At 68.8% G+C, this 20,530-nt stretch carries 16 protein-coding genes; 4 read left to right on the forward strand and 12 right to left on the reverse strand.

Going from position 1 to position 20,530, the window contains the following annotated elements:
- The first annotated feature begins 218 nt into the window (after positions 1–218).
- Positions 219–1,187: a LysR family transcriptional regulator gene (locus tag HBK84_RS10480; RefSeq protein WP_167318847.1), complete on the forward strand. Its 969-nt coding sequence runs from the start codon at positions 219–221 to the stop codon at positions 1,185–1,187.
- On the opposite strand, the gene HBK84_RS10485 is transcribed toward HBK84_RS10480, so the two are convergent.
- From HBK84_RS10485 to HBK84_RS10525, 9 genes are all read right to left on the reverse strand, one after another.
- Positions 1,120–2,286, reverse strand: coding sequence for a serine hydrolase domain-containing protein (locus HBK84_RS10485; RefSeq protein WP_167318848.1), 1,167 nt, complete (start codon positions 2,284–2,286; stop codon positions 1,120–1,122). The genes HBK84_RS10480 and HBK84_RS10485 overlap by 68 nt on opposite strands.
- Positions 2,287–2,295: 9 nt before the next feature.
- Complete coding sequence (locus HBK84_RS10490) at positions 2,296–4,413, reverse strand: ABC transporter ATP-binding protein (RefSeq protein ID WP_167318849.1); 2,118 nt, start codon at positions 4,411–4,413, stop codon at positions 2,296–2,298.
- A complete protein-coding gene (locus HBK84_RS10495) occupies positions 4,410–5,273 on the reverse strand; it encodes an ABC transporter permease (RefSeq protein ID WP_167318850.1) in 864 nt (287 codons plus the stop codon). Before HBK84_RS10495 ends, HBK84_RS10490 begins: the two co-directional genes overlap by 4 nt.
- The gene (locus HBK84_RS10500) at positions 5,270–6,226 is read right to left on the reverse strand and encodes an ABC transporter permease (protein WP_167318851.1); all 957 of its coding nucleotides are present in this window, start codon (positions 6,224–6,226) and stop codon (positions 5,270–5,272) included. Before HBK84_RS10500 ends, HBK84_RS10495 begins: the two co-directional genes overlap by 4 nt.
- Positions 6,227–6,230: 4 nt before the next feature.
- Positions 6,231–7,763: an ABC transporter substrate-binding protein gene (locus HBK84_RS10505; RefSeq protein WP_167319199.1), complete on the reverse strand. Its 1,533-nt coding sequence runs from the start codon at positions 7,761–7,763 to the stop codon at positions 6,231–6,233.
- 511 nt (positions 7,764–8,274) lie between these two features.
- Positions 8,275–9,174, reverse strand: coding sequence for a glycerophosphodiester phosphodiesterase family protein (locus HBK84_RS10510; RefSeq protein ID WP_167318852.1), 900 nt, complete (start codon positions 9,172–9,174; stop codon positions 8,275–8,277).
- Positions 9,167–10,036, reverse strand: coding sequence for an HAD family hydrolase (locus HBK84_RS10515; protein ID WP_167318853.1), 870 nt, complete (start codon positions 10,034–10,036; stop codon positions 9,167–9,169). The genes HBK84_RS10510 and HBK84_RS10515 overlap by 8 nt, the downstream gene beginning before the upstream one ends.
- Positions 10,037–10,039: 3 nt before the next feature.
- Positions 10,040–10,561: a YbhB/YbcL family Raf kinase inhibitor-like protein gene (locus HBK84_RS10520; protein WP_167318854.1), complete on the reverse strand. Its 522-nt coding sequence runs from the start codon at positions 10,559–10,561 to the stop codon at positions 10,040–10,042.
- A gap of 71 nt (positions 10,562–10,632) precedes the next feature.
- Entirely contained in the window at positions 10,633–11,565 is a 933-nt protein-coding gene (locus HBK84_RS10525; RefSeq protein ID WP_035959299.1) for a carbohydrate kinase, read from the reverse strand.
- Positions 11,566–11,771: 206 nt separating this feature from the next.
- Here HBK84_RS10525 and HBK84_RS10530 point away from each other — a divergent pair, with 206 nt between their 5' ends.
- Positions 11,772–13,187 carry a glyceraldehyde-3-phosphate dehydrogenase gene (locus HBK84_RS10530; RefSeq protein ID WP_240505791.1) on the forward strand — a complete coding sequence of 472 codons (1,416 nt, stop codon included), beginning with the start codon at positions 11,772–11,774 and terminating at the stop codon, positions 13,185–13,187.
- 92 nt (positions 13,188–13,279) lie between these two features.
- Here the strand turns inward: HBK84_RS10530 and HBK84_RS10535 are convergent, their stop codons facing one another.
- From HBK84_RS10535 to HBK84_RS10545, 3 genes are all read right to left on the reverse strand, one after another.
- The gene (locus tag HBK84_RS10535; RefSeq protein ID WP_167318855.1) at positions 13,280–14,719 is read right to left on the reverse strand and encodes a M18 family aminopeptidase; all 1,440 of its coding nucleotides are present in this window, start codon (positions 14,717–14,719) and stop codon (positions 13,280–13,282) included.
- Positions 14,709–16,043: a CPBP family intramembrane glutamic endopeptidase gene (locus HBK84_RS10540; RefSeq protein WP_098055768.1), complete on the reverse strand. Its 1,335-nt coding sequence runs from the start codon at positions 16,041–16,043 to the stop codon at positions 14,709–14,711. The genes HBK84_RS10535 and HBK84_RS10540 overlap by 11 nt, the downstream gene beginning before the upstream one ends.
- Positions 16,044–16,259: 216 nt before the next feature.
- Positions 16,260–16,994: a glutamine amidotransferase gene (locus HBK84_RS10545; RefSeq protein ID WP_064847463.1), complete on the reverse strand. Its 735-nt coding sequence runs from the start codon at positions 16,992–16,994 to the stop codon at positions 16,260–16,262.
- A gap of 339 nt (positions 16,995–17,333) precedes the next feature.
- On the opposite strand from HBK84_RS10545, the gene HBK84_RS10550 reads away from it, so the two are divergent.
- Both HBK84_RS10550 and aceE read left to right on the forward strand, forming a co-directional pair.
- On the forward strand, positions 17,334–17,507 hold the full coding sequence (locus HBK84_RS10550) for a hypothetical protein (protein WP_206069149.1): 174 nt from the start codon (positions 17,334–17,336) through the stop codon (positions 17,505–17,507).
- A 146-nt stretch (positions 17,508–17,653) separates the two neighbouring features.
- Positions 17,654–20,392: a pyruvate dehydrogenase (acetyl-transferring), homodimeric type gene (gene aceE, locus HBK84_RS10555; protein ID WP_167318856.1), complete on the forward strand. Its 2,739-nt coding sequence runs from the start codon at positions 17,654–17,656 to the stop codon at positions 20,390–20,392.
- Positions 20,393–20,530: the final 138 nt, after the last annotated feature.

Consider the following 20,530-nt stretch of genomic DNA (forward strand, 5'->3'; position numbering starts at 1 on the left):
CCGAGGTCGACGCCGCTCCTCGCGGGACGACTGCGCCACTGGGAGCGCCCCGCCCAGCGAGCGCACCAGTCCCACCGAGTATGCCTGCCCCGCCGAGGGCGCTTGTCCCGTCAGGGGTGCCGTGGGAAGATTCGTGACCCGTCGCCATGCCTCCACTGTGCTCGCGCGAACACCCGCCGGGTAGTCGTGATCTGAGCATTGGGTCATACACTGCTGATATGGCCGAGGTCGATCTCTCCCTACTGCGCGTGATCGTGGCCGTCATGGACCACCACTCCATGGGCGCGACCGCCCGCGCGCTGGACATGGCCCAGCCCAATGTCTCACGCGCCGTGGCCCGCGCCGAGCGGATGTGGCGGCTGCGCCTGCTGGACCGCTCACCCACCGGGTCCAGACCCACCCCCGAGGGCCGCGCCGTGGCCGAGCGCGCCCGCAGGGTCCTCGCGGAGTACGACGGGTTCACGACGGAGATCGAGAAACTGCGCCTCGAGTGGACCCAGCACGTGAAGGTCGCGGCATCCGTGACCGTGGCCGAGTACCTGGCCCCCACGTGGTTGTCCCGGTTGCGGGACTCCCACCCGGGGCTGGAGCTGCAGTTGTTCGCGTGCAACTCCGCGGAAGTCATGCGTCGCACGCGCCGGGGCGTGGTGGACGTGGGCTTCGTGGAGAGCCCGGATCCCGCGGAGGGGCTGCGAGAAACGGTGGTCGCTCGGGACCGACTGGAGGTCGTGGTGGCCCCGCTCCACCCGTGGGGTCAGCGCACCGAGCCCTTGACGGCTGCGGAACTCGCGGCCACCCCGCTGGTCATGCGTGAAGAAGGATCGGGAACGCGACGCACACTGCTCGCCGCGCTCGCGCCCCTCGTCCCGGTGCCCCCGGCCATGGAGCTCAGCTCCAACGCGGCTGTCCTCGGTGCCGTGCGGGCCGGGGTGGGCCCAGCGGTGCTCAGCGCGCTCGCCGTCGCCGCGGAAGTCGAGCGCGAGAACCTGGTGCGCGTGCCCGTGTTCGGCGGCGTGCTGGACCGTGATCTGCGCGCGGTGTGGCGCGCGGGTCTGGACACGGACGGCGCCGCGTGGCACCTCGTGGAACTCGCGGCGCACGCGCACCGCGCCACCCCGTTCAGCCCAGATCGCACTGCGCGAGCGCGGCCAGCAGATCCTTGGCCCGGCGGTCCACGTTCTCGCTGAGCATCTCGTTGGTGTGGAACGAGAAACCGATCCGCGCGTCCGGCCAGACCCCGTGCAGGCAGCCGCCCGCGCCGGAGTGACCGTAGGCCCGCTCCACTGGGCCGTACGTGCACAGGGGGTCCTGCACCTCAAACCCCAGCCCGAACGCCACGGGCCGGTCATTCACCGCGTCCCTGCCGTGGGACCACGTGCGCGTGAACGTCTCGAGGGTCGCCGGTGACACGAGTTCACCCGATGCTACGAGCGAGTAGAACCGCGCAATCGCATCCGCACCGGCGATCCCGCCTCCCGAGACCAGTCCGCTCGCGTGGAACGCGCGGGAATTGGCGGGCAGTTCCTCCCCGAGCAGTGCGTTGCCGTACATCCGCTCCACGATGGCGCGCCTTTGCGGATCCTCCAGGAACGTGCTGATCGCGTACCCGGGGGCGCGGAACACGGGAGCCACCCGGTCCTCGAGCTCGGCGGGCAGTCCCAGGTACAGCTCGAGCCCGTGGGGCCGGGCCACGTGCTCGCGCAGCAGCTGTCCGGCGCGGTGACCCGTGACCCGCACGAGCAACTCCTCAACCATGTGCCCGAACGTCACCGCGTGATACGCCACCTTGCTCCCGGGGTCCCACAGGGGCTCCTGCCGCGCGAGCACCGCCGCATGCGCGGAGGCGTCCAGCATCCCGGCGGGAGGTTCCGGATGCGTGTACACGAGTCCCACGGTGTGATCGAGGACCTGCGCCACGCTCACATGCTCCTTGCCGCGGGCCGCGAACTCGGGCCAGTAGCGCGCCACGGGCTCGTTCACATCCAGCAGCCCTCGGTCCACCGCCATGGCCACGAGGGTTGCGGAGACCCCCTTGGTCCCCGAGAACATCACGGCCAGGGTGTGCTCGTCCCACGGCCGCTCGACCGCGTCCCCCGGGGAGGACCGGCGGTCGAACGATCCCCCGTGCAGCCGGATGAGCGGGCGCCCGTCCCGGTACACGCAGAAGGACATCCCTCCGTGTGCGCGGGACAGGTGCTCCTCGAAGGTCTCACGCACCCGGCTCACGGCGGGACCGCGCAGGTTCGTGTGCGCCGTCGTCAACTCGACCCGGCTTCGGACGGTCATCGTCCCACCTCAGCCCGCGCTCTCGAGGGTGGGTACATGCTCGAGCAGGGACCACGTGTACTCGTGCCGAGGGTCGCGCAGCACGGTGTCCGTGGGCCCGTACTCCACGAGCTTCCCGTGCTCGAGCACCGCGAGCCGGTGCGAGATGTGCCGCGCCAGGGCGATGTTGTGGGTCACGAACAGCATGGCCAGCCCGCGCTCGCGCTGGATTTCCCGCAGCAGTTCGATCACGGACGCCTGCACGGACACGTCCAGCGCGGACGTGATCTCGTCGCACACCAACAACGACGGCGCGTTCACGAGCGCCCGCGCCACGGCCGCCCGCTGCCGCTCCCCGCCCGAAAGGTCACCGGGGCGACGGTCGATGTAGCTGCGTCCCAGCCGCACGGCGTCGAGCGCATCCGCCACGGCCGCGCGCCGCTGCGCTCGGGAGAGCTCCCCGTTCATCTCGAGCGGCACCTGCAGCGAGTCACCGATGCTGCGCCGCGGGTTCAGCGACGAGAACGGCGACTGGAACACGTACTGGATCCGCTGCCGCTGCTCCCGGGTGCGCTGGCGCGTCCCGGGCGCGAGCACGCGCCCGTCCAGCAGGACCTGCCCGGTGTAGCGGTCGTTGAGCCCGGTCACACTGCGGGACAGCGTGGTCTTGCCCGAGCCGGACTCCCCGAGCAGCATGGTGGTCCGCCCGGCCGGCAGGTCCATGCTGATCCCATCGAGGATCACCGCCTGCCCGTACGCCATCCGCAGGCCCCGCACGGCGACCACGGGTTCGACGGAGGCGCGGTCGCCGCCCGCCGCCCCGGGACTGGACGCCGCGGGCACCCCGGAGGCATCCCGCGATGGGTCGGAACCTCCAGCTTCAATGCTCGCCCGGGGCTCGACGACGCCGCTCCCGCGCCCCCGCGTCGCCTCCTCACTGCGCGGGGTACTCGCGTCGCGCGACCGGCTCGGCCCGGCGACGTCGTCCCCGCCGCGCCCGTCTTCCCGACCGAGACCGTCGTCCCACGGCGCACGCACCGAGTGGACGGGTGCCACCGAGGGACCGCCGCCCATCTCGCGGGCGCCCGCCATGTCAGGAACCGCGTCCAGCAGCGTGCGCGTGTAGGGGTGTTCCGGGTGGTGCAGCACCTGCCGGGCCGAGCCCCGCTCCACGATGGTGCCGCGGAGCATGACCGCGACGTCGTCCGCGACCTGCGCCACGACCGCGAGGTCGTGCGTGATGTAGAGCCCCGCGACGTCGTGCTTGGTGGTCAGCTCGTACACGGTCTTCAGCACGAGGTCCTGCGTGGCGACGTCCAGACCCGTGGTGGGTTCGTCCAGGATGATGACCGCGGGGCGGCACGCGAACGCCATGGCGATCCCGATCCGCTGCTGTTGCCCACCGGAGAGCTCGTGCGGGAACCGGCGCTGGTACGCGCGATCGCTCGGCAGACCCACCTCGGTGAGCACCTCGGCCACGCGGGCGTCACGCACACGGGCATCGCGGCCGAACTCGTGGGCGCGCAGCACCTCCGCGATCTGCTCACCCACACGCAGGGACCCGTTGAGCGACAGCGCGGGGTCCTGAGGCACGTACGCGATCGTCCCGCCCCGCAACCCGCGCGTCCGGCGTTCGGTGAGCGTCAGCAGGTCCACGGCCTCGGGGTGGAAGCGGGACGCGCCCGCGTGCAGTTCCACGGTGCCGCGGCGCAGTTCCAGCCCGGCGCGCAGGTGGTTCATGCACGCGAGCGCCGCGGTGGTCTTGCCGGAGCCGGACTCCCCCACGAGCGCGAGGATCCGCCCGGGGTGCAGCCGGAAGCTCACGTCGTCCAGGATGAGCTCGCCGCCAGTGACCCCCACACTCAGGTGGGACACCGTGATCGCGGTGTCCACGCTCGCGCGGGGCACCACGGTGCGGGGGACGCCGCCGCCGCGGTCGTCGGCGCGTCGGTCCGTCGTGGCGGAAGTGGGGCCCCGACCCGTCGTGTGCGGGAAGTTGTCCCGGTCTACAGCGGGGCGGACGTTACCGCCGCCCGATGAGTTCGCAGCATTGCGTGGGGCGTTGGCACCGGAGGCGTTGTGCGGGCCGTCGGCACCGGAGGCGTTGGCTCGAGCCGCGGCGCGGGCCTTCTGTTCCGAGCGTCTCATCGAGTTCTCTTCCCAGTGGTGCGCACGCGGCCCGCGGAGGCGCCGGCCACGGCGTCGGCGATCAGGTTGGTCCCCACCGTGAGCACGGCGATCGCGATGACCGGCAGGATCACACCCCACGGTTGCAAGGACAGCGCGATCCGGTTCTCGTTGATCATGAGGCCCCAGTCCGGGGTGGGCGGTTGCATCCCGAGCCCCAGGAAGGACAGGGAGGCCACCGCGCCGATCGAGTAGGTCAGCCGCAGTCCTACCTCCACCATGAGCGGGCCCATGATGTTGGGCACCACGTCCCGGCCCAGGATCTTCCACTGGGGGACGCCGTACATCTGGGAGGCCAGGACGTAGTCCTCGGCCACGACCCCGGCGGTCGCAGCGCGGATCACGCGCGCCACCCGGGGAGCGTGGGTCACGCCGATCACGAGTACCAGCACCCAGCCCTGCGGACCCAGGACGGTCACGGCCAGCAGCGCGAAGACCAGCTGCGGGATGGCGAGCAACACGTCCCCGCAGCGCATGATCACCGAGTCCAACCACCCGCCGCGCAGCGCGGCGAGCATCCCCAGGACGGCGCCCAGGCCCACGCCCACGACGGTCGCGAGCGCGGAGTACAGCAGCAATCGCCAGCCACCGGCCAGGAACCGGGAGAGCACGTCACGGCCCAGGTTGTCGGTGCCGAAGACGCCGGTCTGAAACGGTTTGCCCGCAAACGAGTTGGTGCCGTACCCGGTCCACGCGGGCACGGCCAGCGGCCCCAGCACGGCGAGGAGCAGCACGATGGCGGTGAGCACGATGCCGAGTTTCGCGGCCGGTTGCCGCAGTACACGGCGCGTGAACGACTCCGAGGTTCTCTGCGCGCTCATGAGCGGGACTCCGTACGCAGTTTCGGGTTCGCGAGGATCCCGACCACGTCGGCGAGCAGGTTGACGATCACGTAGAACGCCGCGATGATCATGGACAGCGCCTGTACCACCTGGACGTCACGTATGTTCACGGCGTCCACCATGGCCTGACCGAGACCGGGATAGCGGAAGAGGAACTCCACGACCACGATGCCCCCGGCCAGCCACGCGAGCTGCATCGCGACCACCTGGGCCACCGGCCCGATGGCGTGCGGGAGGGCATGTTTGAAGATCACCTGGCGTTCGGGCAGCCCCTTGAGCCGGGCCATCTCCACGTACCCGGAGTCCAGAACGTCCGCCATGGTGGTGCGGGTCATGCGGATCATGTAGGGCACCACCACCAGGATCAGGGTCAGGGTGGGCAGGATCAGTTGCAGCGGGTAGTCCCACACACGCGTGCCCGGCGCGGCCATCGTGACCGAGGGCAGCAAGCGGAACACGGTCGTGGACAACAGCGTGGTCAGCGCCACGCCGATCACGAACTCGGGCAGCGCCGCCAGCACGAGCGAGATCCCCGTGAGCCCCTGATCCGCTGCGCGGCCCCGGCGCATCGCGGACCACGTGCCGAGCATGAGCCCCACGGGAATGGCGATCACGGCCGCGATGGCCATGAGCACCACAGACGCGGAGACCTTGCTCGCGAGCAAAGCGTTGACGGAACCGCCCGTGGCGGCCGACGTCCCCAGGTCCCCCACGAGCAGACCGCCCACCCACGAGAGGTAGCGCTCGTACCACGGGGCGTTGAGGTCCAGTTGTTCGCGCAGAGCGGCAAGCCGTTCGGGTGTGGCCTGCTGGCCCAGGATCGCCTGGGCCGGGTCACCAGGCAGCAACAGGGTAAAGAAGAAGACCAGAAGGGACACGGCCAGGAGCACGAAGACCGAGATGCCCAGCCGTTTCAGGATCATGGCGGCCACGCGATCACTTCCCTTCCCGGTCGATCCAGAGGGTGCGCAGCTGGAACCCGCTCACGGGCATCCCCGCGCGGTGCTCGGAACCGCCGCCCACGTAATTCTGGTACGCGTCCGCCTGGTTGAAGAACCCCCACACGATGTACCCGCCGGCGTCGTACAACCGCTTCTGGGCCCGCGCCACGAGGTCGTGCCGCGCATCGTCGTCGAGCGTGGCCCGGGCCTTCTCGTACAGCGCAATGAACTCGGGATCCGCCCAGTGCGTCTCGTTGAACGGGGACGCCGGCAGGGTCCCGTTCGCGGTCTGGGGCAGGAAGCTGCGGGTGTACCAGAAGTCCTGGGAGAAGGGGTATTGCAGATAGCCGTCCCCGAAGAACGTGGTGGTGTCCACGCGGCGCAGGTTCACGGTGATCCCGGCCTCAGATGCCTGCTCAGCGAAGACCTGGGCGGCCTCCACCGCGCCGGACTGGATGGGTGCCGTCACGAGTTCCACCTCGAGCCCGTCCGGGTGACCCGCTTGCGTGAGCAGGTCCCGGGCCCGGGCCACGTCCCTCGTGCGCTGCTCGAGCCGCGGTGTCCCCGGGTCGAACGGAGCGTACATGTCATTGCCCACCGTGCCGTGCCCCGAAAAGACCTGCTCGACCATTTGTTCCCGGTCCACCACGAGGCGGAACGCCTCCCGCACGCGGGCGTCGTCGAACGGTGCTGTGTCCACGCGCATGGTGAACGGCAGCCAGTTACCGGTCTCGGAGACCACGGTGTACAGCCGCGGGTCCGTGTTGACCACGTCGATCAGGGACAACGGCAACTGCCCCACGACGTCCACCTGGGTGGAGAGCAGGGCGTTGACCAGCGCGTCCTGGTCGTTGAAGTTCACCAGGTGGACCTCATCCACGAACGGTGGTTCCCGCCAGTAGTCCCGGTTGGCCTCGAGCACCGTGAGTTGACCGGGTTCGAACGTGCCCAGCCGGAACGGGCCGGTGCCCACGGGTGCGGCGGGGTCGTAGTCCACCGGCACGATCCCCATGGAGTACTGCGCGGTCGAGTCCACGAACATGGCATCCGGTTCCGACAGTTCGAAGCGCACCGTGTGATCGTTCACCGCCACGGTGCGCCGCAACAGGGCCAGCCCGGAAGCGCCCGTCTTGGGGTCCTTCGGGTCGGTGACCCGGTCGTACGTGGCCACGACGTCCCGCGCGGTGAACGGACGCCCGTCGTGGAATACCACGCCCTTGCGCAGCCGCACGAGCCACTCGCGCCCGCCGTCCTGCGGCGTGGCCGACTCGGCGAGCACGGGCACGGGGACGTAGTCGGCGTCGAACTCGTAGAGCCCGTCGTAGAGGTTGATCACGCGCCCGGCATCCGCGGTGCCCACCGGGACGTGGGCGTCCACGCTGTCGGACGCACCGCCGCCCGTGAGACCCACACGCAAGATGCCCCCGCGCTGCGGTGCGCCCGTGGCGCGGATCGCCGCCGCGCCCGGCTGCTCGCCCGCAGCGCAGCCGGCCAGGGCGAACGACGCCGCCGCGGCGCCCAGTCCCATGAACTCGCGCCGGGAGAACGCGCCGTACCGCGCGGATCCACCACCGGGACCCCGCGCCGCAGGGACCCCGGCCACCGGGGCCGACGGCGGGCAATCGGGTGGAGGTAACTCGGACGGTGCGGTGCGGGGTGGACGGAGTGACGGTCGTGGGTTCATGGTTCCTCGCAGGGGTGAACGATCCCGGGCACGCAACAGGGCGGCGACGAGCGTGACGCTCGGAGGGTGTCGCGGGACGCGCGACACCGATTGAGGGGCGAGCTTCGTCCAGCTACGGGATCTTGCTCAGGCGGGGGGCCATGATCCGGCGCCCGGCCGGCACGCATTGCGATGTCAGATGACGCAGCACGGACTTGCGGAACAGGGCGGACATGTTGGACGTGCGTCGCATACTTCCTCCCTGTGATCGAGGCCGACGGGTCGGTTCACCCGGCGGGAACGGCCCACCGGTGCTCTGGATCACATTCAACCTACCCCGGAACGGCGCACAAGGGTGCGCGATCCGGGGTAGGTGTCACAGTGGGTCGGGCGGCCATTGACCCCGGCATTGCAGGACGTCCTTGAGCAGATCGGCCCGATCCGTGATCAGCCCGTCCACCCCCATGTCCAGCAGGCGCTTCATGTCCGCGGGGTCGTTGACGGTCCACACCTGCACCGACAGCCCCGTGCGGTGGGCCAGGTCCAGGAACGCGGGCGTGACGATCCGCAGGGTCAACCGGTGCCCCCCGGGCAAACGCACCGGGTGCTGTTCGGGCAATTGGAGGGTGTCGAACGGCGCCACGAGGCGCGACCACGCCGCGATGTGCGCCCGCCACAGCGCGGGCGCGATCTTCCGGGACACCCGGTCGGTCAGGGGTGCCACGACGGACACGGCCAGGAATCCCGCGGTGCCCAGGGTCCCGGCCGAGGACCGGACCCGTTCACCGGTGAGCCGGGTGATCCCGGCGAGCGCGCGGCGTCGTCGTGATTCGGAGAAGGACGTGACGCGCAACCGGTGCGCGGCGTGCTCGCGCGCCACGACCCCGGGCAGGGCGGCGACGGACGCCTCGTCCTTGACGTCGATGTTCAGGCACGCCTCGGGCAGCGCGCGCAGCAGCTCGGTGAGCGTGGGGATCTCCTCGGTGCCGCCGATGCGCACTTCCCGCAGTTGCTCCCACGTGAGGTCGTTGACGTTGCCGCTCGTGCCCGTGACGCGCTCCAACGTGGGGTCGTGGAATGCCACGACCACGCCGTCCAGGGTCGTGTGCACGTCCGTCTCGAGCCACACGAAACCGAGCTCCGCGGCGGCCCGGAACGCGGCCAGCGTGTTTTCGTGACCGTCCGGGGAGAACCCACGGTGGGCGAGCGCGGCGGGGTGCCGCCGCACACCGGGGTCCTGGCGGGCGGCCGGATCGGAACGGGACGACTCAGACATGGCGACCCTCCCGGGCCACGGGAACGATGTGCTCGTGCTCCAGGTAGGCCTCGATCACCTGCGCTACGCCGTCCTCGGTGAACGCCGGTGCGGTGCGTCCCACCGTGGCGACCACGTGCGGGTGCCCGTCCGCCATGGCGTAGCCGCGCTCGGCCCACGTGAGCATCTCGAGGTCGTTGGGCATGTCCCCGAAGGCCATGACCTCCCGGTGGGAGATGCCGTGCTCCGCGGCGAAGTGTTCGAGCGTGCGGGCCTTGGTGAGCCCGCGCTGCCCCATTTCCACGAGGGGTGCGGCGGCCACCGAATGCGTCACGGACAACCGCCCCGCCACGATCTCACGGACGTGCTCGAAGTACCGATTGGGATCGGCGCCGTCCAGCTTGGCCAACAGCTTGACCACCTCGGTGCCGGGCGCGAGCGACTCCTTCACGGGCGCTTCGGTGATGTGGCGGATCTCCATACGGTCCGTACGGGACCACCCGTGATCCGTGTAGACGCGCTCCAGGGTCTCCGCGGCGAACAGAGAATCCGGGAACTCGCGGGCCACGTCCGCCATGACGGGCAGGGCCTCGCTCACGTCGAACAGGCTCGCCTCCAGGACACGCTCCGCGCCGGGATCGTAGATCACCGCCCCGTTGGAGCAGATCACGACCCCCACGTCATCGAGTTGTTCGTGCAGGGGGTCCAACCACCGCATGGGGCGCCCGGTCACGAAGACCACGTGAATCCCGGCGTCCCGCGCGGCAGTGATCGCGGCGACGGTGCGCGGCCGGAACCGGAAGTCACGGCCCAGCACTGTCCCGTCCAGGTCACTCGCGATGAGCCGGACGGGTGGCTGGTCCGCGGCGTGTTCCGGCGCCACGGGTTACTTCACTTCGTAGACGGGCGTAAGGAACGCGCGTCCCAGGGCGTGCGAGAACAGGTTGAAGTTGACCACTGCGGGGCTCGCGGACTCGTCCACCTCGAGCTCGGGGACGTCCACGGCCGTGACGCAGACGATGTAGCGGTGCGGGCCGTGGCCCTCGGGGGGTGCGGCGCCCAGATATTCGTCCGTGCCGCCGTCGTTGCGGTGCTTCACGGCGCCCTCGGGCGGGTTCGACGCCGCCCCGGTCGCCAGTTCGGTGACGTCCGCCGGGATGTTGGACAGGCACCAGTGCCAGAACCCGCTGGGGGTGGGGGCATCCGGGTCGAACATCGTGACCACGTAGGAACGGGTGCCCTCCGGGGCACCGCTCCACGACAGCTGCGGGGAGACGTCCCCTCCCCCGGCGCCCATGATCCCGGAGACCTGGGGCGTGTTCATGCTCTCGCCCTCGGCCACGTCCGTGGACGTCACTGTGAACGTGGGCAGTTCGGGCAGATCGGCGTAGGGATGACGGTCGTACATGGGAGCGTTCCTTTCCTCGTTACGGTCATGACACAGCTGGGGGCCTCGCACGGCCACGGGAAAGCAGTGGATCAGGCGTGGTCGATCAGGTCCGCGCGCGTGGGCAGATCCGCGCCGGAGCGCGAGACCGTGACCCCGGCGGCGGCCGCGGCGTGGCGCAACAGCTCCGTGAGTTGCGCGCTGTCCAACTCGTCGAGGGCGCTCGCCGCAGTGGGGCCCAGGATGTTCCGGTCCGCGAGTCCCGAGAGCAGGGCCGCCATGAAGGAGTCACCCGCGCCCACGGTGTCCGCGACGGTGACCCGGGCGGCGGGGACCTCCACGCCATCGCGTCCGGTGCCGCGACTGACAGCCCACGGCCCCATGACCCCGCGGGTCACGACCACAAGCCGTGCTCCGGCCTTGAGCCACGCACGCGCGGAGTCCTCGATGCTGCGGTGCGGGTAGAGCCACAACAGGTCCTCGTCGGAGGCCTTGATCACGTGGGACAGCGCCACGATCTTCTCCGCGCGGGCGCGCGCGTCCGAGGAGTCCGGGATGATGGACGGGCGGCAATTGGGGTCGTAGGAGATCAATGCGTGGCCGCGAGCGCGTTCGAGTGCCTGGCCCACCACGGTGGCGCCGGGTTCCAGCATGGCCCCGATGGATCCGGCGTGCAGGGCGTCGGTGTCCCGCAGGAGCTCGTCGATCCGCTCCGGGGAGACGTCCAGGGACCAGTCGAGTTGGAAGTCGTAGCTCGCGGCACCGGTCTCATCCAGGGTCGCCTGGGCCACGGAGGTGGGCAGGGCGTCCGCGTCGAACGGCAACCGCACCCCGTTGCCCGTAAGGTGATCGGCCACCTGACGGCCGTACTCGTCCCGGCCGTAGCGGCCCAGGAACTGGACGTCGTGACCCAGCCGGGCCAGTCCCACAGCCACGTTCATGGGGCTGCCACCCACATGGGCCCGGGGTTCTTCACCCTCGCGGGACACCACGTCCACGAGGGCCTCACCGATCACCGTCAACATGACCCCACGTTAGCAAAGCGTGCGGGGAGTCACCGGGGCTGTCACGACGCCGCACGGGCGGGAGAAGCCCCCCCCGCGCACCGTAAACTTGGGGCCACGACGAGCAGCGCCGCTCCCGCGCGCGCCATCACCCGAGTCAGCGCACCGCCGCGCGACCCCCAACACGGCCCTCACGACGACGTCCGGGCCGAGGAAGAAGGATGCTCATGAGCGCCACGTGGTCCGAACGAGAAGCCGTTGCCGAGCAGCTGGTCCCCCTGGTGGGTCAGCTGCACCGCGGCAATAAGGTGGTCACCACGGTGTTCGGCCGTTCCCTGGTCCACAAGTCCGTCACGGAGATCATCAAGGTCCACCGCTTCACGCGCCGCATCCTGGGCGAGGAAATGCCCATCGACAAGACCCTCGAGATCGTCCACACGCTGGGCGAGCTCAACCTCGGCGTGTGCAACGTGGACGTGGCCAAGCTCTACCAGGGCTACACCGTGGCCGGCAGCGGTGACCTGCAGGCGTACCTGCGCGAGGCCCTTGCTCCCGCCGTGGACCAGCGCGGGCGCAACGAACCTGGGTCCCGCGACGTCGTGCTCTACGGCTTCGGGCGCATCGGGCGCCTGCTCGCGCGCATCCTGCTCAACCGCAACGACGGCACCGGGCTGAACCTGCGCGCCGTGGTGGTGCGCCGCAAGCCCGGCAACGACCTCGTCAAGCGCGCCTCGCTGCTGCGCCGCGACTCGGTGCACGGCCCCTTCAACGGGACCATTACCGTGGACGAGGACAAGAACGTGATCACCGCCAACGGTGTGCCGATCCAATTCATCTACGCCAACTCCCCGGCGGAGATCGACTACACCGAGTACGGGATCGACAACGCCCTGGTCGTGGACAACACCGGCGTGTGGCGTGACGAGGAAGGCCTCTCCCAGCACCTGCAGTCCAAGGGTGTGGGCAAGGTCCTGCTGACGGCCCCCGGTAAGGGCGACATGAAGAACATCGTGTGCGGCGTGAACGACAAGGACATCTCCCCGGAGGACACCATCCTCTCCGCGGCGTCCTGCACTACGAACGCCATCACACCCGTGATCAAGGTCCTCAACGACGAGTACGGGATCATCCAGGGTCACGTGGAGACCGTGCACTCCTACACCAACGACCAGAACCTGATCGACAACTGGCACAAGGGTGACCGCCGCGGCCGTTCCGCCGCCCTGAACATGGTCATCACCGAGACCGGTGCCGCCAAGGCCGTGGCCAAGGCGCTGCCCGTGATGAAGGGCAAGCTCACCGGTAACGCGATCCGCGTCCCCACCCCGGACGTGTCCATGGCGATCCTCAACCTGCAGTTGGAGAACGCCCCGGAGTCCAAGGACCAGATCAACGAGTTCCTCAAGGACATCTCGCTGAACTCGCCGCTGCGCAAGCAGATCGACTACGTGGACTCCCCGGACGTGGTCTCCACGGACCTCGTGGGCTCCCGCCGCGCCGGCGTGGTGGACGGACTCGCGACCATCGTGAACAACAACTCCGTGGTGCTCTACGTCTGGTACGACAACGAGTTCGGTTACTCGTGCCAGGTGGTGCGCGTGATGGCCCGCATGGCGGACATCTCTATGCTCCAACTCCCGTAAGGGTCAGGGTCCCGCGCGCCGCTGGTGCGCTCGACGACGACGCCGCCCCGGCCACCTTCCGCGTGAAGGTCGCCGGGGCGGCGTCATTGCGCTCACGGGCGCCAGAACGCGGCGACCGCCCGGTACAGGGCGTACAGGTCCCCGGTGTGCACGAGCTCGCGTGCCGAGTGCATGGACAGCAGCCCCACGCCCACGTCCAGCGTGCGGATGCCCAGACGGGTCGCGGTGATGGGTCCGATGGTCGAGCCGCACGGCACGGTGTTGTTGGAGACGAACTCCTGGTAAGTCACTCCGGCCCGTTCGCACACCCGGGCCCATTCGGCCGCACCCGTGGCATCGGTCGTGTAGCGCTGCTGCGCGTTGATCTTGAGCAGGGGCCCTCCCCCGGGCTCGGGGGTGTTCACGGGATCGTGGTGACCCTGGTAATTGGGGTGCACCAGGTGCCCCGCGTCCGAGGACAAGCACACGGAGGCCGCGAGCGAGCGCCGGTATTCGTCCGTGGTCTCGCCCCGCGCGGCGCTGATGCGCACGAGCACGTCCTCGAGGAACGGGCCGGCGGCGCCCGAGCGGGTGGCCGAACCGACCTCCTCGTGGTCGAACGCGGCGAGCACGCTCACGTGCTCCGCGCTCTCGAGGTCGTGGGCGTGTTCCATCAGGGCACGCAGGCCCGCGAACACGGAGGTCAGGTTGTCCAGGCGGCCGCTCGCGAGCAGCGTGCGCTGCGCGCCGATGAGTTCCGGGGCCTGGGAGTCCGCGACGACGATGTCGTAGCCGAGAATGTCCGACGCCGTGATCGGTTCGGCCGACGCATCGTCGCCGGCCGGGGCACCCGGTGCACCCGTCACGGTCGTCCGGCGCGTTCCGCGCGACTCGTTCGCGGCATCCGCGAGCACGGTCAGGACGTCCGTGTCCTGGTCCTGTCCCACTCCCCACACGGGTTGCACGTGACGCTGCTTGTCGAGCGTGAGACCCTCGTTCGCGCTGCGGTCCAGGTGGATCGCCAACTGCGGGATCCGGGCCACGGGGCCGGTCGCGGTGAGGACCTGCCGGGTCCCGCCGTCACGGCCACGCACCACGAGCCGGCCGGCGAAGCGCAGATCCCGGTCCAACCACGAGTTCAACAGGGGACCGCCGTAGATCTCCACACCCGCCTGGTACCACCGGTGCGTCACGGTGGTGGGTCGGGGCTTGAGCTTGAACCCCGGCGAATCGGTGTGAGCCCCCAGGATCCGGTACCCCGCACCCGGTGCGGCACTGGACGGGATCACCCACGCGATCAGGGCGCCGTCGCGCACGGTGTAGTAGCCGCCCGCGGACAGGTCCGACCACGGCCGGGTCTCGTCCAGGGCGGTGAACCCCGCGGCGTCGAGCGCGGCGGCAGCCGTGGCCACGGCGTGGAACGAGCTGGGCGAGGCCGTGATGCACTCACCCAGTGCCCGCGCGAAGCCGGCCTCCGGAGTTTCGGGGCCGGGCTCCGGCGTCCCGTTGGCGGGGTCGGCCGGGGTGGTGGATTCGTGCGAGCTATCCGTCATGACGCCCAGTGTAGGTGGGGGCGACATCCCGCTCGCCCGGGGTGGCGGGCGGCGGCGTTGCACCGGGCGAGGGAGGCGTCGCCGTACCGTGTGAATCGGAACCGTTGGGCCGGGAAGTGCTCTCGCTCGAGGTATCGCCCCAGGGCTCGCCCGGCACTGCGGGAGCGACGTCGTCCCCCGTGTGCGCGCCGTGAGCGGTGCGGGTGTCCAGCAGACCCACGTAGCGGCCCTGCCCGTCCCGCACGGAGTACGGACCGTACTGCGGCGGCAGGACCAGGTAGCGCTGCGTGGCCGGGTCCAGGACGTAGGCCGCCAGGCCCGAGGCGTCCTCGGCCAACCGAGAGGGCCGGTGGCCGAGCTCGGGAAGCCGGGCCGGTTGCGGGAGTGGCGGCAGGACGATCGTGCGAGTCACGGCCACGGACCGGTTGCGGCGCACGAGCCAGAACACGAGTGCCACGTAACCACCGTTGATCAGCGTCACCGCGATCAGGTCCGTGGGCGCCCCGGAGGTGTCGTTCATGTCCGTGAGCCCCACCATGGCCATGAGGGACACCGTCATGTTGTTCACGGCGTGCAGTGCGATCGCCGCTTCCAGACCACCGGTGCGCCACGTGATGATGCCCATGGCCACGGCCATGATCCCCACCGAGAGCTGCCCCCAGATGTCGTACGCGTGACCGAGCACGAACAGCGGCACCGGGAGCAGGATGGCCCACGCGGGGTGCTTGAGCCACCGGCCGATGGTCTGGGCCAGGTAGCCGCGGAACACGACCTCCTCTGCCGCGCACTGCAGGGGGACCACGAAGATCAGCAAGGCCATGAGCCACCAGAAACCGGGGGCCGGTTGCAAGGACACGGGCCTGCCGCCCGCGGCGAGTTCCAGGCCCACGGCGATCGCGTTGATCAGGGCGTAGATCGCGACCGCCGCCACGAAACACGTGAGCAGCCACTTCCACCGAATCCGCCCGGTCACGGAGAAGATCAGCCCCAGGGGACGCGGGCCGAGCACCAGCCGGGCCAGCAGGGCGCTGGGGAGCATGAGGACCACGGAGCCGAAGAGGATGAAGAACACCACGGGGTCCAGCTGGTTCATGGCCAGCAGGTCCCCGTCGATCCGCTCCGGGGCCGCGAAGACCATGACGAGCAGGAATACGATGGTCAGAAGCAGGAGGACGGCCAGCAGGATGAGCCCCTCCACGAGCGGCATCCACCAGCGGTGGCGGGGGTCCGCGTGCGCCAAACGGTGGTAGAAGAGGCTACGGGTCCGTGGCGGATCCTGGACGGGGGGCGACGGACGGGACCACGGTGCGCTGGCGTGACTCATGACTCCACGGTAGCCGTCACGGGGGACGCTCAGGGCCCTCTGTGCAGGGCGCTGGCCGTGAATCCGGGGTGGCTCCGACGGAGAACCGGCGAATTCCGACCGCCGTATGAGATGCCAGCCCGAGGCGGATCCGCCCGGTGGTACCGGAAGTCCCGGGTGGCCCGCCCCCGGGCGTTGACGACCGGGCTCGTGATCGGACGCCTCGACCCGGGCGGGTCAACGCCGGTAACGCTCCACGAACGCCCGTAGGATCCGTGGGGCCTGGTCCACGGCGGGGCCGTTGACCACCCGGTCGATCACGGTGTCTGTGTCCTCCGGCCGGAAGTACCCCAAGTCCTTGTACGCGCGCACGCGGCTCACGAGCCCCTCGGGGTCCAGTTCGGGGTGGAACTGGGTGGCGTAGAGGTTGTTCTTGATCCGGTACATCTGCACGTGGCACGCGGTCCCGGTGGCGAGCAGCACCGCGTTGGGCGGCAGCACGCGGGTGCCCTCCTTGTGCCCCACGTACGCGGTGAACTCACGGGGCAGTTGCACGAGTAGGGGATCCCGAGCCCCCTCGTCGGTCACGCTCACGGTGATGGGACCCACGTCCTCGTGGCACGACCGGTCCACCTTGGCCCCCTGGTGGATCCCCAGGGTGCCCACGCCGTAGCACGCGCCGAGGAACGGGAAGTCTCGGGCCACGACGTCGTCCAGCAGGGCGCTGATCCAGGTCTCAGCGACGCGCTGCGCCCTGGACTTCTCCTCCGGCGGGTCCGAGGAGTTGAACGGCGACCCGCCCACGATGATCCCGCTGTACCTGTCCAGGTCCAGCGCGGGCCACTCACCGGACTCCAGACGGATGCGTTCGAGTTGGTCCTCTTCGAGGCCCCCGAAGTGGGCCACGGCCCGGTATTCCTCGTCCGCGAGGACGTTGTCATCACGGGTGGCCAGCAGCACGAACGGTTTCATGGCTTACACCTATGCCACGGGGGCCTCGGGATGCAAACTGCCCGGGGACGAGGCCGCTTTCCGACGCTTCGATGACACCCGTGGAAGAGTCCGGCGGTTACTCGGAAGAAACGTGGTTCCACTCGGTGACTTACCCCGTGTGACCCAGTTCGCTGTTCCTAAATGAAATTTAGATTTCACATCACGAAATATTTGAGGATGGATCGTGGATTTAACCGAGTTCAACAGCCTCGATCGTGAAGCCGCCGTCGCGGCCGTAGGACCGGCCCTGGACGTCCAGCGCTGGATCGAGGAACTCGTGTCCGGGCGCCCGTACGGGTCGAGGCCCCGCCGCGCTTCGTGCCCATCGCATCCATCGAGCACCTCCAGAATCACCTGCGGGAAGGTGACACCGTCAAGGATGGTAAGCTCGTGGACTCCGAGAGCAACGAGATCCCGTGCATTATCGCATCCGGTGAAGTGGTCCCGGCGCCCCTGGACTCCAAGAAGTCCGGGACCGCGGGCGAGCACTGATTTCCCGCCGCCAACCGTGTCCTCACGCGATGAGCGGAAGGACACGGTTCGCACATATCCTTCACGTGCGGTGGCCGGACCCCCACCCGGGGACCGACAACCGCACGGTCAGAACTGCCCCGCCTCTCATGGCAGGAGAACAACACATGCAGCCTTCAAGCAATCACCACATTTTGAGTGGGTTGACGAATAATCTTCAGGACGCTGATGTTCAGGAGACGCAGGAGTGGATCGAGTCGTTTGACGCGTTGATCCAGGCGCAGGGTACCGCGCGGGCGCAGTACGTGATGCGGGCGTTGTTGCAGCACGCGGGCACGCATTCGGTGGGTGTGCCGATGGTGACGACGTCGGATTATGTGAACACGATCCCGGTGGATCAAGAACCCGAGTTCCCCGGTGATGAGGAGATCGAGCGCCGTTACCGGGCTTTCCTGCGCTGGAACGCGGCGGTGATGGTCCACCGCGCTCAACGCCCGGAAGTCTCCGTTGGCGGGCATATCTCCTCGTACGCGGGGGTGGCGACGTTGTATGAGGTGGGGTTGAACCACTTCTTCCGCGGACCTGGCCATTCCGGGGGCGGGGATCAGGTGTTCTTCCAGGGTCATTCCTCCCCCGGTAACTACGCCCGCGCTTACCTCGAGGGCCGGCTCACGGAGGAGCAGTTGGATGGGTTCCGGCAGGAGAAGACCCACGCCCCCAACGGGTTGCCCTCGTACCCGCATCCGCGGTGTTTACCGGATTTCTGGCAGTTCCCCACCGTGTCGATGGGGATCGGGCCGATGAACGCGATCTACCAGGCCCAGTTCAACCGGTACCTGCACAACCGCGGTATCAAGGACACCTCGGACCAGCACGTGTGGGCGTTTTTGGGCGACGGGGAGATGGATGAACCCGAATCCCGTGGTGTGCTGCAGTTAGCGGCGAATGAGAAGTTGGACAACCTCACCTTCGTGATCAACTGCAACCTGCAACGCTTGGATGGTCCGGTACGCGGGAACGGGAAGATCATCCAGGAGCTGGAAGCGTTCTTCCGCGGTGCGGGGTGGAATGTGATCAAGGTCGTGTGGGGCCGGGAATGGGACGCCCTACTGGAGGCGGATCACACCGGGGAGTTGGTGCGGATCATGAACGAGACCCTGGACGGGGACTACCAGACCTTCAAAGCCGAATCCGGTGGGTTCGTCCGTGACCACTTCTTCGCCCGCTCCGCAGCCACCAAAGAACTGGTGGCCGATTACACGGATGAGCAGATCTGGAACCTCAAGCGCGGCGCCCATGACTACCGCAAGGTGTATGCGGCGTACAAGGCGGCGGTGGAACACACCGGCCAGCCCACGGTGATCCTGGCCCAAGGCGTCAAGGGCTACGGGTTGGGTCCGCACTTCGAGGCCCGTAACGCCACCCACCAGATGAAAAAACTCACCCTCGAAGACCTCAAGGCCTTCCGGGATCACTTACGGATCCCGATCAGTGATGAGCAACTGGACTCGGATCTCTACAACGCCCCCTACTACCACCCCGGACCCGACTCCCCGGAAATCAAGTATTTGTTGGAGCGCCGTCAGGAGTTGGGGGGGTTCCTCCCGGATCGCCCCCACACCCAGCAGGCGCTCACCTTGCCCTCGGACAAAGCCTTCGCTTCGGGGAAGAAGGGCTCGGGCAAACAACTGGCGGCCACGACCATGGCGTTCGTGCGGATCCTCAAAGACCTGATGCGGGAGAAGGACTTCGGGCACCGCATCGTACCCATCGTCCCGGACGAGGCCAGAACGTTTGGGATGGACTCTTTCTTCCCGACCGCGAAGATCTATAACCCCAACGGGCAGAACTACCTCTCCGTGGACCGCGAACTGATGCTCGCGTACAAGGAATCCGCCCAGGGTGTGATCCTGCACCCGGGGATCAACGAGGCCGGGGCCACCGCTGCGTTCACCGCCGCGGGCACCTCCTACGCCACCCACGGTGAAACCATGATCCCGGTGTACATCTTCTACTCCATGTTCGGGTTCCAACGCACCGGGGATGAGTTCTGGGCAGCAGCCGATCAGATGGCCCGCGGGTTCGTGATCGGCGCCACCGCCGGGCGTACCACCCTGACCGGTGAGGGCCTGCAACACGCTGACGGGCACTCCCCGATCCTGGCTTCGACCAACCCCGCGGTGATCCACTACGACCCCGCCTACGGGTACGAGATCGCCCACATCGTCAAACGCGGGATCGAACACATGTACGGGCAGGCGGATGAGGATCACAACGTGATGTACTACCTCACCGTCTACAACGAACCCATCCACCAACCCGCCGAACCCGAAGACGTCGATGTGGACGGGATCCTCAACGGCATCTACCTGCTCAAACCCGCCACCAACGAAGGCCCGCGCGCCCAGTTGCTGGCCTCCGGGGTCGGGGTGCCCTGGGCGTTGGAAGCCCAACGGATCCTCGCCGAGGAATGGTCGGTCTCCGCCGACGTGTGGTCGGTGACGTCGTGGACGAACCTACGCCGGGATGCTCACGCCGCCGAACATGAGGCGTTCCTCAACCCCGGTGAAGGAGCACGCACCCCCTACATCACCCAAGCACTAGCAGGGGCAACGGGACCGGTGATCGCTACCAGTGATTACACCTCGGCCCTACCGGACTCCGTGCGTCAGTACGTGCCCAACGACTGGGCCTCGTTGGGCGCTGACGGATTCGGGTTCGCTGACACCCGCGCCGGAGCACGCCGGTACTTCACCATCGATGCGCACTCAATGGTCGTACGCACCCTGGAAATGCTGGCCAAACGCGGAGAGATCGACTGGTCCGCCCCCGCAGAAGCCATCACCCGCTACGACCTCACCAACCCCGCCGCCGGCACCAGCGGTAACACCGGAGGCGACGCCTAACCCACCAACCCACCACCACGACGCCCCCACACCGCGCGGCACAGTGACGTACCGCCGCGCGTTCACCGTGCCCGGGCCGTGATGGGCCGGCGAGAAGCACCCCGTATGACTGCCCGATGAGTCGATTGGTTCGACGAC

This window comes from Kocuria sp. KD4, from assembly GCF_011769905.1.
In the GTDB taxonomy this organism is placed as follows: Bacteria; Actinomycetota; Actinomycetes; order Actinomycetales; family Micrococcaceae; genus Kocuria; species Kocuria marina.